The 15,118-nt window shown below is 38.9% G+C and carries 17 protein-coding genes; 12 read left to right on the top strand and 5 right to left on the bottom strand.

The genetic code is table 11. The features are described from left to right. Window positions 1-149: 149 nt before the first annotated feature. Together JXQ92_RS15860 and JXQ92_RS15855 are read left to right on the top strand one after the other, a co-directional pair. Window positions 150-560 (top strand): hypothetical protein, encoded by a 411-nt coding sequence (locus JXQ92_RS15860; protein WP_421987617.1) that lies wholly within the window; start codon window positions 150-152, stop codon window positions 558-560. A 171-nt stretch (window positions 561-731) separates the two neighbouring features. After that, a complete protein-coding gene (locus tag JXQ92_RS15855) occupies window positions 732-3,140 on the top strand; it encodes an ABC transporter permease (RefSeq protein ID WP_421987616.1) in 2,409 nt (802 codons plus the stop codon). A gap of 63 nt (window positions 3,141-3,203) precedes the next feature. Here JXQ92_RS15855 and JXQ92_RS15850 read toward each other — a convergent pair whose 3' ends face one another. The 3 genes from JXQ92_RS15850 to JXQ92_RS15840 form a co-directional block, all read right to left on the bottom strand. Beyond that, window positions 3,204-3,821, bottom strand: a complete 618-nt coding sequence (locus JXQ92_RS15850) for a hypothetical protein (protein WP_421987615.1) — start codon at window positions 3,819-3,821, stop codon at window positions 3,204-3,206. A 135-nt stretch (window positions 3,822-3,956) separates the two neighbouring features. After that, on the bottom strand, window positions 3,957-5,081 hold the full coding sequence (locus tag JXQ92_RS15845; RefSeq protein ID WP_421987614.1) for a hypothetical protein: 1,125 nt from the start codon (window positions 5,079-5,081) through the stop codon (window positions 3,957-3,959). Between the two features lie 9 nt (window positions 5,082-5,090). Continuing rightward, entirely contained in the window at window positions 5,091-5,867 is a 777-nt protein-coding gene (locus tag JXQ92_RS15840; RefSeq protein ID WP_421987613.1) for a sterol desaturase family protein, read from the bottom strand. Window positions 5,868-5,949: 82 nt separating this feature from the next. On the opposite strand from JXQ92_RS15840, the gene trxA reads away from it, so the two are divergent. Next, entirely contained in the window at window positions 5,950-6,249 is a 300-nt protein-coding gene (gene trxA / locus JXQ92_RS15835) for a thioredoxin (RefSeq protein ID WP_421987612.1), read from the top strand. Next, window positions 6,249-6,479, top strand: coding sequence for a PLDc N-terminal domain-containing protein (locus JXQ92_RS15830; RefSeq protein ID WP_421987611.1), 231 nt, complete (start codon window positions 6,249-6,251; stop codon window positions 6,477-6,479). Before trxA ends, JXQ92_RS15830 begins: the two co-directional genes overlap by 1 nt. Here JXQ92_RS15830 and dxs read toward each other — a convergent pair. After that, the gene (dxs, locus tag JXQ92_RS15825; RefSeq protein WP_421987610.1) at window positions 6,476-8,410 is read right to left on the bottom strand and encodes a 1-deoxy-D-xylulose-5-phosphate synthase; all 1,935 of its coding nucleotides are present in this window, start codon (window positions 8,408-8,410) and stop codon (window positions 6,476-6,478) included. The two genes, JXQ92_RS15830 and dxs, sit on opposite strands and share 4 nt — an antisense overlap. A 149-nt stretch (window positions 8,411-8,559) precedes the next feature. Here dxs and JXQ92_RS15820 point away from each other — a divergent pair, with 149 nt between their 5' ends. Next, on the top strand, window positions 8,560-9,309 hold the full coding sequence (locus JXQ92_RS15820) for a segregation and condensation protein A (protein WP_421987609.1): 750 nt from the start codon (window positions 8,560-8,562) through the stop codon (window positions 9,307-9,309). Window positions 9,310-9,315: 6 nt separating this feature from the next. Then, window positions 9,316-10,341, top strand: coding sequence for a TIGR00374 family protein (locus JXQ92_RS15815; RefSeq protein WP_421987608.1), 1,026 nt, complete (start codon window positions 9,316-9,318; stop codon window positions 10,339-10,341). 110 nt (window positions 10,342-10,451) lie between these two features. Here JXQ92_RS15815 and JXQ92_RS15810 read toward each other — a convergent pair whose 3' ends face one another. Continuing rightward, a complete protein-coding gene (locus JXQ92_RS15810) occupies window positions 10,452-10,871 on the bottom strand; it encodes a nucleoside-diphosphate kinase (protein ID WP_421987607.1) in 420 nt (139 codons plus the stop codon). Between the two features lie 191 nt (window positions 10,872-11,062). Here JXQ92_RS15810 and JXQ92_RS15805 point away from each other — a divergent pair, with 191 nt between their 5' ends. The 6 genes from JXQ92_RS15805 to JXQ92_RS15780 are packed head-to-tail and all read left to right on the top strand — an operon-like array spanning window position 11,063 to window position 15,095. Then, window positions 11,063-12,088: a DHH family phosphoesterase gene (locus tag JXQ92_RS15805; protein ID WP_421987606.1), complete on the top strand. Its 1,026-nt coding sequence runs from the start codon at window positions 11,063-11,065 to the stop codon at window positions 12,086-12,088. After that, the gene (locus JXQ92_RS15800; RefSeq protein WP_421987605.1) at window positions 12,085-12,957 is read left to right on the top strand and encodes an FKBP-type peptidyl-prolyl cis-trans isomerase; all 873 of its coding nucleotides are present in this window, start codon (window positions 12,085-12,087) and stop codon (window positions 12,955-12,957) included. The genes JXQ92_RS15805 and JXQ92_RS15800 overlap by 4 nt, the downstream gene beginning before the upstream one ends. Next, complete coding sequence (locus JXQ92_RS15795; protein WP_421987604.1) at window positions 12,958-13,443, top strand: FKBP-type peptidyl-prolyl cis-trans isomerase; 486 nt, start codon at window positions 12,958-12,960, stop codon at window positions 13,441-13,443. It begins immediately after the preceding gene. A gap of 21 nt (window positions 13,444-13,464) precedes the next feature. Continuing rightward, window positions 13,465-14,040, top strand: a complete 576-nt coding sequence (gene rdgB / locus JXQ92_RS15790; RefSeq protein ID WP_421987603.1) for an RdgB/HAM1 family non-canonical purine NTP pyrophosphatase — start codon at window positions 13,465-13,467, stop codon at window positions 14,038-14,040. Between the two features lie 25 nt (window positions 14,041-14,065). Next, window positions 14,066-14,692, top strand: a complete 627-nt coding sequence (locus tag JXQ92_RS15785) for a uridine kinase family protein (RefSeq protein WP_421987602.1) — start codon at window positions 14,066-14,068, stop codon at window positions 14,690-14,692. A 37-nt stretch (window positions 14,693-14,729) separates the two neighbouring features. Continuing rightward, window positions 14,730-15,095, top strand: coding sequence for a hypothetical protein (locus JXQ92_RS15780; protein WP_421987601.1), 366 nt, complete (start codon window positions 14,730-14,732; stop codon window positions 15,093-15,095). The last annotated feature ends 23 nt before the right edge of the window (window positions 15,096-15,118 follow it).

Here is a 15,118-nt window from a genome sequence, read left to right as displayed (position 1 = left end):
GGTGTAGGAGCCGAAAGGTTCACTATGAGTAGTTAGTTACCCAGGTGTTTAGGTGAAAGGGAGTCGCTCCAACGGGAGTGACTCTTTTATTTTATGGATACTAAACATTGGCATCGTTTTTTCACTGTCATTTATAAACCAATAGAATTATGAAATCAATAATATTAAAACTTGGCGTTCTGGCACTTTTGTTCAGCGCCAATCAGGCGTTTAGTCAACGCGTTTATGAATCGGAAGTAGTTGATACTGCTGCAGTTCAAAGAGAAGTATATGCTCAAGTAAGAGTTAGGCCTAGATTTCTTTCAAATAAAGTGTCTATAAGGCTTGATTATGGCCAGGAAAGGAATTTCTGGGGTGGTGATACACGAATACGTGATGAAAATAGTGGCAAGGTTAAGAAGTTTAATTCTGCAGTAGATGCGCTTAATTATATGAGCTCACAAGGGTGGGAATTTGTCTTTGCATACACACTCCCCATCGGTGATGGCAGGGATAATGTTGCCGCACAAACTGCAGTGAGTCAAGAAGTGAATTTTTTAATGAAGAAGCGATTGCGGTAGAAAAAGGCGCCCAGAATAAGATTTTAAACCAGCTTTTAGCTGGTTTTTTATTTTTAATGCATCCTTATGGTTGATAATCAGTCATTAACAGTCTCCCAACAATAATCGAGTGATTTTTGCATTAAATTGTAACCAAGAGGTCAAAACTAAGTATCACAACAAAACCAGGTCATGTTCAAGAACAATCTTAAAGTCGCGTTTAGGTCGCTCCTAAAAAACAGAGTATTCTCATTAATTAATATCACAGGTCTTGCTTTGGGCATTTCAGCCAGTCTCCTGATTCTTCAATATGTCAATTATGAATTGAGTTATGAAGATTTCAACGAAAAGGCAGATCAAGTCTATAGACTTAAAACTAATCGCTACAATCAAGGTCAACTGAGTACGGAGTGGGCTAGTGGAGTCGTGTCGATCGGACACATTCTTAATGAGGCATTTCCAGAAGTTGAGCGCTATGCGCGTTTAACACGTACAGGTGGGGTATTATCTCAGGGTGATATCGAGTTCAAAGAGGAACGAATCTATTTCGCTAATCAAGATGTCTTTCAAATTTTTGGCAAGAAAATTCTTTATGGCAATCCAGAGACTGCCTTATCTGAGTTGAATACCATTGCTATATCAGAATCATTGGCTAATAAATACTTCGGCAGGTCTGATGTAGTGGGAGAATCGCTAATGTTTAATCGCGAGCAGTCAGTAAATATCGCGGCCGTCTTTGACAACGCACCTGACAACACACACTTTAAATTCGATATTTTGGTTTCATGGGCAAATCAAGAGGCCAATGATGAAGATGGGAATTTAAATACAGTGTGGTATTGGGATGGGTACTTCAATTATATAGAATTGACGAAAGGGATAGACCCTGAAGAATTTACGGCTAAAATCGACGAGTTCATTGATGAGAGATGGGGCGAGGAAATGAGGAATAACGATACTTGGATGGATTTCGAACTTCAGCCAATGCGTGACATTCACTTGTACTCAAATTTTATTGGTGAAGCGGAAGTAAACGGCGATGGTGATTCTGTTTATGCCCTTCTTGGTATTTCATTCTTTATTATACTGATCGCTTGGGTGAATTATATCAATCTTGCCACGGCAAAGTCAATGGAACGTGCACGTGAAGTGGGCTTGAGAAAAGTCTTAGGTTCGCAAAAGGGGCAATTGATTAGACAGTTTTTAACAGAATCGTTAATGATTAATCTTTGTGCCGTGGCTTTGGCTTTTGGTATTGTTGTAATGGTTTTGCCGGGATTTTCTCAGCTCGCCGACCAGCCCATGACTTTAGAATTATTTACTCAGCAAGGTTTCTGGCTGGGCTTGATTGTTCTCTTTTTTGTTGGAACATTTCTTTCAGGTATGTATCCAGCATTTGTGCTATCCTCCTACAAACCAATAGACACCTTAAAAGGGGGTAGCATGAGTAATTCCGGCGGTGCATGGCTACGCAAAGGGTTAGTTGTGTTTCAGTTTATGGCGTCGGTAGGACTAATTATTGGAACCTATACCGTTTATGAGCAGATTTCTTACATGAGGAACCAGGACTTAGGTGTAAATATTGAACAGACACTCGTGATTAATGGGCCACTTGTTCTGGATTCGACTTACTCAGAAAAATTGACGGCTTTTAATGATGTTTTAGAAGCCAATGCCAACATAGAAAATGTAGTTGTTAGTACTGTGGTGCCTGGTCGAGAAGTGGGTTGGAATGCAGGAGGTATTCGAAGGGAAGGGGCACCAGATAGCGAAGGAAAACAGTATAGAGTACTTGGCTTTGGTTACGAATATGTAGAAACATTTGACCTTGAACTAGTAGCTGGAAGAACCTTCTCTGAAGATTTTGGTGATGAGGAATCGAAAATACTTTTTTCAAGAGCAGCTGTGAAGGATTTTGGTTTTGAAAGCCCTGAGGCGGCACTTAATCAACGAATATTCTTCTGGGGCAATGTATACACCATTATCGGTGTGTTGGAAGATTACCATCATAATTCATTAAAAGAGGATTACGATAAATTAATCTTCAGACTTATTCCAAATGCGAATAATTATTACTCCATCAAATATAATGCGGCAAACACGCAGCAAGTCATACAATTAGCGGAAGAAAAGTGGATGGAGTTTTTCCCCGGCAATCCGTTCGAATACTTCTTTTTAGACGATAGTTTTGAAGAACAATACGCTGCCGATCGTCAATTTGGAAGCGTGTTTACAATTTTTTCAGGACTAGCTATTTTAGTTGCCTGCTTAGGGCTATTCGGTTTGGCCGCCTTTATGACTTCCAAAAGAATCAAAGAGATTGGGGTTAGAAAAGTGCTAGGTGCATCAGTTCCGAGTATTTTGAGGTTGTTGTCTATCGATTTCTTGAAGCTTATCCTCGTAGCAGTGGTACTGGCTATTCCTTTGTCCTATCTCGGCATGAACGAATGGTTAAGTGGTTTTGCCTTCAGAATCGACTTGAACTGGTATCTATTCGCTATTCCAGCTGTATTAGTGCTATTGATAGCATTGGCTACCGTTAGCTTTCAAACGGCTAGAGCGGCCAGAGCCAATCCTGTGGATTCATTACGCTACGAGTAACTTAAGTTAGGAGGCTAAAACTGAAGACCGAAGAGTACAAATGCACTCTTCGGTCTTTTGTTTTTACTTACCTACATCTCCTTTATAGACTTGCTTACCTTTTTGATCAGTTTTTATGATCATATTGAGGGTAAGACAATCGGGTGTAGGATCGTCTGAGTCGGCACTACAGTCTTGACGGGTGCCATAGATATAATACCCGTATTCAGTCTCCCGCACAGATTTGCCGTACTCATTGTATCTGTCGCCAAAGGTGTTTTGCCATTGCTTCACACCTAGTTCGGTTATTTTTACGATATAGATATCATTGTTGCCATTACCATAGGAGCTAGTCTCGCCCAAGATTAAATAACCTCCATCGCGGGTAGCGATTAAGTCACTGGCGTAATCGTATCCCTTACCACCATAGTATTTCACCCATTCTTCGTTGCCTTCAGGGTTGGTTTTAGAAAGCACGATGTCTGTTTGCCTTTTATTCGTATGGACGGTGAATATGGTAAGCTTGCCTCCATCAGGAGTATCCAGTTGATGATTATTTGTAGCACGCTTTTGATCGTACTTGGTGGTTAGCAAGCTAACCGCTCCACCATCATCAGTTTTGAGTTTTACTTCATGAGAGGGACTTGAGTAGCTGAGTCCGATACTTACTACTGCAATAGATACTAATTTTAAGAATTTCATAATTGTTTCTTTTGAGATTTAAGACCTGTTTTTAATCCAAGTACGACCTAAGACTGGCCTTTGGATTTATACAAATTAAATATATTCTCTTTTTAGAAACAAATACTATTTTTTACAAAGAATTACAATCGTTTTTTAGCGGAGTTCCTTATTGCTTTTCATTTCGTAGACAAGAAATTCATACGCGTTTTCTTTGGATTGATCGGTTTTCATCAAGTAAATCTTACCATTTGTGACAAGAGGTGGTTCCATAATTCTTACGTCTAATTCAAATTCTTCAATCATGTTCAAATTATTATCAAAGATCATAAGATATTTAGAATTAAACATACTTCCGTCAGGCTGTAACTGGAATTCAGCGCCAACTCGGACAAAATTATTAGTCTTCTCATCTCTGGTCATTGATGAATACTTGGGGCCAGTGTAAAGATACTTGACCCAATCAGAGGTAGGAATGATCTCAGGCTTAGCTGTTTTTCGCATATTCGTTACCAGTGCTGAATTATTCTGTTTTGTAGAGTGTTTATTGTTGGCATTGTCATAAATAAACGTTTTTGAGGTGAATGGATAATTATAGATAATAGAGTCATTTTGTATTATGAAACTATGAAATGAGAAGTCTTGGAAATAACCTCTACTGTCGTCAGAAAGTAGGGTTTCAGGCGGTGATACAACGTTGATCTTGCTATGTGAGCCGCTATTAATATTAAAAGAAAAATAAATTGTCGAATCAACTAGTGTTGAAGTTTTTCGTCCATAAACTGCTTGGTTTGGTACTCTGTTGAATAGGACACTATCATTTCGGACAAGACGAAAATTGAATGTCATATAATTAGATTTAGAGCTGTGAATTTCATTTGTACCAAAACGAACAAGGTTTTTGCCTGAGATATTGTAAGTGCTAAAGAAGGATTTACTGAGAACGTACAGTGTGTTTCCCTCTATTTCTACATCCATAAATGGAAAGTCAAAAAAATCTGGACCTTCCCTTGGTGTAGAAATTGTCAGTATCTGTTTTTTACTTTTAAGGTCATACAGTACAAATTGAAGACTGTTACCATCAAATAATAACATACTATCAAGTCCGACTATTTTTTTAAAGAAAGATCTATTGTTTAGTAAAAGATTCCCATGATCTAAGGCCACTTCACTTTTAGAAAGTGAAAATGACCTTTGTGCTTGCTCGCCAACTGGATGACTACAACTATATAGTAGTAATTGTGATATAAGACTAAGGCTGATTAATATTGAAGCTTTCATTTTAGTTTGTTACTGGGTATGCTTCTCAAAGTCTGTTGGATACTTTTCGCTTTCGGTGTTCATCCATTTGTCCCAGAAAGTAAAATACAGGCCAAAGTTAAACCGATACTGCGTATGATGCAGGCTATGATGCGTGGCTCCGATCATCCATTTACCCAGCCAGTGCTTATGAAATCCTTTGGGGTAAATTTCCACATTAGAATGATTGATTGCACTGGTTAGCGTCATAAAGGTGAGCAGGGTAACGATAGTCCAGTAGTGCATGGGTAAGAAGAGAATTACTAATGGGATAATCACCGATTGAAGTATGCCTTCACCTGGGTGAAAAGAAAAGGACGTCCATGGGGAGGTGATATGGCTATCGTGATGAACCTTGTGGATTAACTTATAGACTTTAGGCTTGTGCATCCATCGGTGAAGCCAGTAATAATATGTTTCGTGGATCAATGCGGCAATAAGAAAACTAATGGGTAGCCACCACCAATCATAGGCATTAATATCTTCATAAATAGCTGTATACCCTTTTTGCCAAAGAACTACCATTCCGGCACCAGCCAAGGCAAAAAATAAAGAAGTTAAAGTGGACCAAAGTACCTCTCGCCGATACTGCTTCTTGTCTTGCGTGGGTTTATGAACTTTTCTGCTTTGAAAGCTCTTTGGGTTGATTAGGTAAAAAACCACATAAAAAATGCCTGCTACGAGCGTATACCTAAATACGACCATTAAGAACATTAGGCCGGTTAGTGCCATAAATGTAATGGGGTCGGTAAAGTCGTATTCGTTCATGATTTGCCTTTGATAAAGCTTGTTGAAAATAGGGAACAATTAAAACAATTCTTAGGTTTTAAGAATGCATAATTTTTAAGGTATGAAAGGAAAGTTTGAGCAACTCATAAATCAAGATACACCGGTATTAGTAGATTTTTACGCCGATTGGTGTGGGCCCTGCCAAATGATGGCTCCAGTGCTAAAAGAAGTCGCCCAAGAAATGGGGGATAAAGTCAAGGTGATTAAAATCGATGTGGATAAAAATCAACCGATCGCTCAGCGTTTTGGGGTTAGAAGTATTCCAACGCTTATTTTATTTAAGAATGGTAAAATTCTGGAGAATAGAGCGGGTGTGCTTACTAAAAGAGATTTGACTAAAATGATAGAACAAGCTTCTTAATGGATTCATTACTAACGGACAACTTCTCAACACTATACCAAGTGTTAATAATTGCTCATTTTATACTGCTTGTTTATGCACTTTATGTTTTCCTAAAAAGTGACGAGAATACTTCGAAAAGAGCGTTTAGTTTCTTGTTGTTACTCCTTATTCCACTATTTGGATCACTGATTTACCTTCGGTTTCAGAGAGGAGAAAGAAGGAGATTTTCTCTTAAAAAGAAGTCTTAATTAGCAGAAGTATTGCTCGGTGTTTTTGCACCGACCATTTCACGCACTTTCAAGGTAATGTGTTCAGCATCAAAACCGCATTCGGCGTGCAACTGCTCTTGTGTTCCATGCTCGATGAAGTCATCAGGAATTCCAAGTCTTACCACTTGAGCACTATAGCCGTTTTCGGCCATAAACTCTAATACGGCAGAGCCAAATCCACCCATAATACAGCCGTCTTCTACCGTAATTACTTTCTTGAAGTTTCTGAAAATATCATGTAAAAGCTCTTCATCAAGCGGTTTTACAAACCTCATGTCGTAATGAGCAGGAACTAAGCCTTCATCGGATAGTGCTGCTTTGGCATCAATCGCATAGTTTCCAATATGGCCTAAAGTTAAAATTGCCACATCTTCACCATCAGATATCTTTCTACCCGTACCGATCGCTACTTTTTGCATGTCGGTTCTCCATTCAGGCATTACACCTTGTCCTCTTGGGTACCGAATTGTAAATGCTTGACCTTCGCGAGGTAATTGGGCGGTGTACATTAAATTTCTTAGTTCTGCTTCGTTCATAGGAGCAGCAACAATCATATTCGGAATGCATCGCATATAAGCAATGTCATAAGCACCATGGTGTGTTGGGCCGTCAGCTCCAGCAAATCCAGCTCTATCCAAGCAGAAATTCACTGTTAGATTCTGAGTACATACATCGTGCACAACTTGGTCGAAGGCACGCTGCATAAAAGTACTGTAGATGTTACAGAAAGGTATTAAACCTTGTGTAGCCAGTCCGGCTGAGAACGTAACTGCATGTTGTTCTGCTATTCCGACATCGAACGCACGATCAGGCATGGCCTTCATCATAATGTTCATGGAAGAACCAGAAGGCATAGCAGGGGTAATACCCATTATTTTGTCGTTTTCTTCTGCCAGCTCAACTAAAGTATGGCCGAAAACATCTTGGTATTTGGGTGGCTGAGGTGCATCAGGTATTTTTTTAAATACCTCACCTGTCACTTTATCAAACTTGCCGGGAGCATGCCATTTAGTAGCATTTCCTTCTTCAGCAGGTTTATAACCCTTTCCTTTTACTGTAACACAGTGAAGGATTTTTGGGCCAGGAATATTTTTTAGATCATTCAGCACATTGGTTAAGTGATGTACATCATGTCCATCCACTGGGCCAAAATATCTCAAGTTTAATGACTCAAACAGGTTGCTCTGTTTTAGCAACAACGATTTTATAGAATTTTCAACTTTAGAAACTACCTCTTGAGCACTCTTCCCAAACTTTGAGAATTTGCTCAACAGTTTCCAAACATCATCTTTTACACGATTGTAAGTACCAGAAGTGGTTACATCTGTCAAGTAGTCTTTTAAAGCGCCTACGTTCGGATCTATAGACATGCAATTATCATTCAGGATGATAATCAAGTTGGAGTTTGAAACGCCAGCATGATTCATTCCTTCAAAAGCAAGTCCGCCCGTCATGGCACCATCGCCAATAATGGCAATGTGTTGTCTATCATCTTTTTTGTACTGGTTGGCCATGGCCATACCGAGTGCAGCTGAAATAGACGTAGAAGAGTGTCCTACACCAAAAGTGTCATAATCACTTTCTTTTCTTTTCGGAAAACCAGAAAGTCCTTTATAGATACGATTCGTGTGAAAGTTATCTCGTCTACCGGTTAAGATTTTATGGCCATAGGCTTGGTGCCCTACATCCCATACTAGCTGATCTTTCGGTGTGTCAAAGATATAATGAAGCGCAACTGTTAATTCTACAACGCCTAGCGAAGCACCAAAATGACCTCCATAAACAGAGACATTATCTACTATAAATTGACGGAGTTCGTCACAAACGGCAACAAGTTGCGCTTGGTCTAATTCCTTTAAATCTGCTGGAGAATCAATTTTTGAGAGAAGTGGGCCGGGCTGTATTAACATCTATCTTTGAACTAGTGCCTAAACAACTACGCATATGCGCTGAATGTTTGACACTGTTTTCTATCTGCTACAAAATTAAAAATATTTTTGGGTCGAAATGAGAGATTTGACCATTCTCTATATATTTGATTGAAAAGACTTGATAATCCTTGAGTTTCGAGATTAAACTTCCACTCTTTGAAGGTCCATTCGACCTGCTACTTTTCTTTATTCAAAGGGATGAGTTGGATATTCATGATATCCCTATAAACCAAATCACAAAGGACTTCTTAGACTATTTACAGCATTTGGAAAAAATGAATGTGGAAGTAGCGAGTGAATTTATACTGGTGGCTGCAACTTTAATGCGTATAAAAGCAAAGCTTTTGTTGCCAAGGCCTGTTCTAGATGAAACAGGAGAAGAGATAGATCCTCGTGAAGAACTGGTTAGGCACTTGCTCGAATACAAGAAGTATAAGTCGGTGATTGAAGAATTGAGCCAAATGGAGGGCGATAGGCTTCAAAAGGAAACGCGCGGCAATGTTGTGAAAGAGCTGAAGAAGCTGGCGGAAACAAACAATGTTGAATCAGAGCTTCAGGATATCGATTTGTATAAACTCTTAAAAGTTTTCCAAAAAGTACTTTCCCGTCATCAGTATGAGTTAAATAAACCAACTCACAAAGTTGTGCAGTATCCTTACACCATTGCTACGCAAAGGGCCTATGTATTGAATAGGCTGATTGAAACCCCGCGTTTATCTTTTACAGAGCTAATCTCTTTATCACCCGAAAAAATCGTCGTTATTTTCAATTTCTTGTCCATTTTAGACCTTCTGCAGATGAGAAAAATCACAATGCACCTTGGCGATGGCTTCAATAATTTTTGGATTGAGCGAATTGAAGAAGAATTAGTTGATTAATCTCTCATGGATTCTGAGAAGGCACTTAAAACCCTCAATATTAGAAGTGTTTGGATTCCTGTAATTCTCGGCTTAGGTATAGTAGTTGCACTTATTCTTACGGATGATCGAATAAATGCTGAAACACTCGGACTAATCAAGGAAATAAGCCCCATAGCACTTCTTGTAGGCATAGGTATATTACTTTCTAAAGACTTTGTGAATACCGCTAGGTTCAGGTTTATTTCCAAACAACCTGTTACTTGGTCAAGCGCGATACGAGTTATCTTCCTCTGGGAATTCGCCATTGCGGTAACACCACCAATTGTTGGTGCTACTGGCGTGTTGGTTTACATTATGTTTCGGGAAAAGCTGTCTTTTGGCACCGCTTTAGCGTTTACATTATTGCTCGCCACTTTTGACAATCTGTTTTTTCTGACCGCCTCACCCATAGCCTTGTTAGTTTCAAATGGCGCTGTTTTACCAGAGAGCCAGGAAGTTTCAGCACGATTAGGAAAAGGAATTGAGCCCTTATTTTGGCTTAGTTATTCGCTAATTGCCCTATACACCACATTTATGCTCTCAGCAGTTTTACTTTTCCCTAAAGGGATTAGAAAGTTGACAGGAGCAGTTATGAATTTGAAATGGCTCAAGAAATGGGAGCTTGTCGTTACAAAGCAGGCTGATGATTTGGTACTCGTTTCGCAAGTATTGAAAGGAAAGCCTATTAGCTTTTGGTTATCTGTTTTAGGTATTACCTATGCCGTTTGGATACTGAAGTACAGCATGCTCAATGTATTAATTTGGGGCTTTACAGATTTAAATTTTGCGGATCAAGCTTTATTATTGGGTAGACATTTAACCATGTGGATAGTACTGCTGGTTTCACCTGCTCCGGGAAATGCAGGCGCTGCGGAACTTATTTTCCCAGTGTTTTTTGAAGAGTACCTTCGAGAATACACATTTGTTTGTTCACTACTTTGGCGATTATTAAGCTATTACCCATATCTATTGATCGGGGCTATTATCCTTCCAAAATGGATAAAAAGGTAAGTTTTTACCTAGCACCATTTGATTTAACCATTAGTTCTAAAGCCATTCAATCATGTTAGTACATAAAAAAAGCGGCCTAAGCCGCTTTCAATCTTCAGTTCGTTAAAAACTTAAAATCTCTCAGCCATTGAGAAATAAAAGTTTCCTTCTAGCGCCGCATTGTCATCAGAATCAGAACCATGAACGGCATTTTCTCCAATTGACTTAGCGTATATTTTTCTGATAGTTCCTTCAGCAGCATCAGCAGGGTTAGTAGCACCAATAAGCGTTCTGAAGTCTTCAACAGCATTATCTTTTTCAAGAATTGCAGCTACGATTGGTCCAGAAGACATATATTCTACTAGCTCACCGTAAAAAGGTCTTTCTTTATGCACTTCGTAGAATTTACCAGCCAACTCATTAGTCAGTCTAGTATATTTCATTGCAATGATTTTAAAACCCGCTTCTTCGATCATTTTCAAGATCCCTCCAATGTTGCCATCTGCTACTGCATCAGGCTTAATCATTGTGAATGTTCTGTTAGTTGCCATAACGTTATATATAGTTCCTTTTTAAAATTCGTGCGCAAAAATAGGGGATAATTTTAAAAATGAAGTGGCTTCAATATGAATCTTTCTAGGACTTAATATTCTGATAATCAATAAGCCTTTGATTGTTTGGTATCCGATTTCTTGACAACTTTGCCGATTCTTTGACAATCGACTTCGGTCGCAACTGTTGCATGGAAGATATAGACTTACTAAAAGCCAAGCTTAATAGCCCAAGCAAAATTGTAATTACTACCCATCATAAACCTGATGCCGATGCGCTAGGTTCATCTTTGGGAATGGCCAATTACCTGCTTAAAAAAGGGCATCAAGTACAGGTAATTACCCCTTCAGAATACCCTTCTTTTATTCATTGGATGAAAGGAAATGACGATGTACTCATTTATTCTGAAGGAACGCATGATCAATGCCAAACGCTTATTGAAAAAGCGGATATTATTATAACCTTAGATTTTTCAGTACTCAGTAGAATTAATGAGCTAGGAGAAATGGTAAGGTCAGCCGGCGGGTTTAAGGTTAATGTAGACCACCACCTTGATCCTGAAGATTTTGCTGATTTTAGACTTTGGAACACTGGGGCTGCTGCCACATGTGAACTTTGCTACGAGCTTATTTTGGCTTTAGGAGATGAGCATTTAATGGATAAAGATATCGCGGAATGTCTATATGCTGGCATATTGACAGATACAGGAGGTTTTAGACACCCAAATACAACCCAAAATGTTCATGAGGTGGTGTCAAAACTTATCGCTCATGGTGCTGATAACAGTAGAATTTCTAAAAATATTTACGATAAAAATTCTATAGATCGTTTGAGGTTTTTAGGTTATGCATTAAGCCAAAACCTAGAAGTATTAATGGATCAGAGAGTCGCCTTTTTTGCTTTATCGCAAGACGAACTAAGAAAGTACAATTCTAAAACAGGAGATACCGAAGGCCTTGTAAATTATGCTTTGTCAATTGAGGGTATTACCCTAGCTGCATTGTTTAAAGAAGCAGACGATGGCGTAAAAATTTCTTTGCGATCAATTGGAGAGTTTCCAGCCAATGAAATGGCCGGTAAATTTTTTAATGGTGGTGGCCATAGAAATGCGGCAGGAGGAAAAGTAGAAACATCGCTTGCTGAAGCGGTTTCCATGTTCAAAACGGCTATCGAAGAATACAAAGAAGGCCTAGAAGAAGAATTTAAAAAGGTATGAAAGGAAGCGTTGGACTAAGCTTTTTGTTGTTTTTGGTAATCATTTTAGGATGTGAAGGACAACCTGAATTTACACAGTTAGCATCTGGCCTTAGTTTTCGCTATGTCGATCAGCAAGAAGGAAATAAACCTCGAGTTGGCGATATCATGAAAGTTCAAATGAGTCACTTCTTAGGTGACTCCCTCATTTTTGAAACAAAAGAAGGCGGTATTTTCATCAACCCGATCACAGGGGCTCCGCCAAATTTGAGCGAAGCCCTAAAAATGTGTGGGACCGGCGATAGCGTACAAATTCAGATGTCTTTGGGTAAATACGGTCGGATGATTCAGATGCCGATGTCACCGAAAATGGATACCAGTCAAATCGTGACATGGAACATGAGAGTGGATGAAGTTGATAATGAATCAACCATTCTGGCCAGAATGAGAAGCGAACAACTTGAGAAAGACGAAGAATTAATTCAAGAATACATCGTTAACAATAATTTAGAAACTACTAGGACGGACGAAGGGCTTCATTACGTAACTTTACAAGAAGGGAATGGACAGTTTCCGAAATTGGGTGATAAGGTTTCTGTAAACTATACCTTGACGAGACTTGATGGCACTGTGTTGGATACCAGCCGGGAGGATGTAGCTAGAGCCAATAATCAGTATAGCGACAGAAGGACTTATGTACCTTACGAATTTGAAATAGGTACACAGGGTATTATTGAAGGTTGGAACCTAGGCGTACCAAAATTCAGTAAAGGTGGAAGAGGAAAGCTTATCGTACCATCGGTATTTGGTTATGGGGTGCAAGGCAAAGGTGCTGAAGTACCACCCAATACAGTTTTAGTGTTTGATATTGAATTAGTAGATATTAAGTAGATGAAAAAATTAACATACATATTTAGCGCATTAATGCTCTTGCTAGCAGTTTCTTGTGATTCAGACAATATTTTTGATGAAGCAGAACAACTTGAAATTGACGTAGCGCTAATCGATGATTATCTATCAGAGAATAACATGACTGCTCAAGTTGATGAGGAAAGTGGTTTACGCTATATCATCCAACAAGAAGGAACAGGTGACAATCCTGGCTTTGGATCTACAGTTTTTGTGCACTATACAGGTACACTTTTAGATGGAACTCAGTTCGATACTTCAGAAGGTTTAGATCCATTTGCTGTTGTTATCGGAAGAGGCAATGTAATTCAAGGATGGGACATAGGTTTAAGAAAATTAAAGGTCGGTACAGTGGCTAAATTCTTAATACCATCACGTCTTGGTTATGGTAGTAATCGACAAGGGTTACTTATTCCACCAAACTCTGTGTTGCTTTTCGATATTCGTATCACAGATATAAGGCAGTAATCTACAACTTGCTAATCAGCCATGAAACTCTGTTTTGCTACTAATAATGAGCATAAGTTAGAGGAGGTCCGTCAGATACTTGGCGATCGTTTTCAAATTCTCTCACTTAAGGATATTGGTTTTGAAGGCGAACTGCCAGAAACACATGAAACGCTAGAAGAAAACTCATTTGAAAAGGCAGAATACTTATTTGAGCGTTTTCAAATCCCTATTTTTTCCGATGATTCTGGTTTAGAAGTACATTCCCTTAACGGAAGACCGGGCGTACATACAGCATATTATGCTGGCGACAGAAATGCATCTAAAAACATGGCTAAAGTACTAGAAGAATTAGCTGAACATACTGATAGAAGCGCCCAATTCAGAGCCGTGGTAACGTTTATCGACACCAATGGGCATCATCAATTTGAAGGGATAATTGAAGGTCAAATTGCTCCTGAAATGACAGGTGAAGATGGATTTGGCTATGATCCAATATTTCTTCCTGAAGGGTACAACAAAACCTTTGCTCAGCTTTCGGCAGAAGTGAAGAACACAATGAGCCATAGAAAAAGATCTGTTGAAAAGCTCGCTCAATTCCTAAAAGCACTAAATTAATCTATAAGCTTTCTATTTTTGCACAATGGAGAAACCATTCATTATTGGCATTACCGGCGGTAGTGGTTCGGGAAAAACCCGCTTCTTAAAAGAATTACTTAAAGGGTTCGACGGTCGCTATGTTACCTGTATTTCACAAGATGATTACTACCGGCCAAGAGAATATCAGTTGGTAGATAAGAATGGTGAACTCAATTTTGACAGACCAGAATCTATCGATTATGAGCATTTTGCTAGCGATTTAAAGGCGCTTAGCGAAGGAAGGTCAGTTGAAAAGCTCGAATATACTTTCAATAACCCAGATGTAGAGCCAAAAAAACTGGTCAGAAAATCGGCACCAGTTATTCTAGTAGAAGGTATTTTTATATTTCATTATCAGAAAATCTCCGAGCTGATCGACCTTAAAATCTTCATTGACGCAAAGGATTATATCAAGTTGCAAAGAAGACTTAAGAGAGATAGAGAGGAAAGAGGCTATGAAGCAGATGATGTACTTTATAAATATGAGAACCATATTATGCCTTCATACCAAAAGTATATAGCGCCATACAAAGAGGAGGCGGATTTGGTAGTTCCTAACAATAAAGACTTTGATAAGGCTTTAGATGTACTTAGAGGCCTCATTCAGAGCAAAATAATCGATCAAGGTTAATGTTTCTTCATTCGTTTTAGTAAATTCGTGCCGCTGAATGAAAAGCCCAGTTCAAATATCTAACATAAAACGCTCGCTTTTTTTCCTAATGGGAATCTTAGTAGCCGTTTTTGTGGTGTCACAAGAAATTGTGGATTATCACTGTACACAGATATGCGAACAGATTGAATCTACGGATGATGAAGCCAATGATAAGCCAGAGCAAAATGTAGTTTATTCACTGACTACTCAGGTTTTATTACCGGCAAACATCCTTCAGATTGAGCCTTTTCAAGCCATTTTCATTGGAGAAGTAATCAGAGAGAAAGAAGAGAAAAGCATTTTTCTTCCAGAAATTGCATTACACGATTCTCCACATTACCGAACATTATTTCGGAAAATACAATCCCCTAACGCCCCATAGTTAGTCGGTTTAGGTTCATCAAT

Source organism: Roseivirga sp. (assembly GCF_049099775.1).
Lineage (GTDB): Bacteria > Bacteroidota > Bacteroidia > Cytophagales > Cyclobacteriaceae > Roseivirga.
Note: the sequence above shows the minus strand (reverse complement) of the source record. Positions and strands in the feature narration are given on the sequence as shown.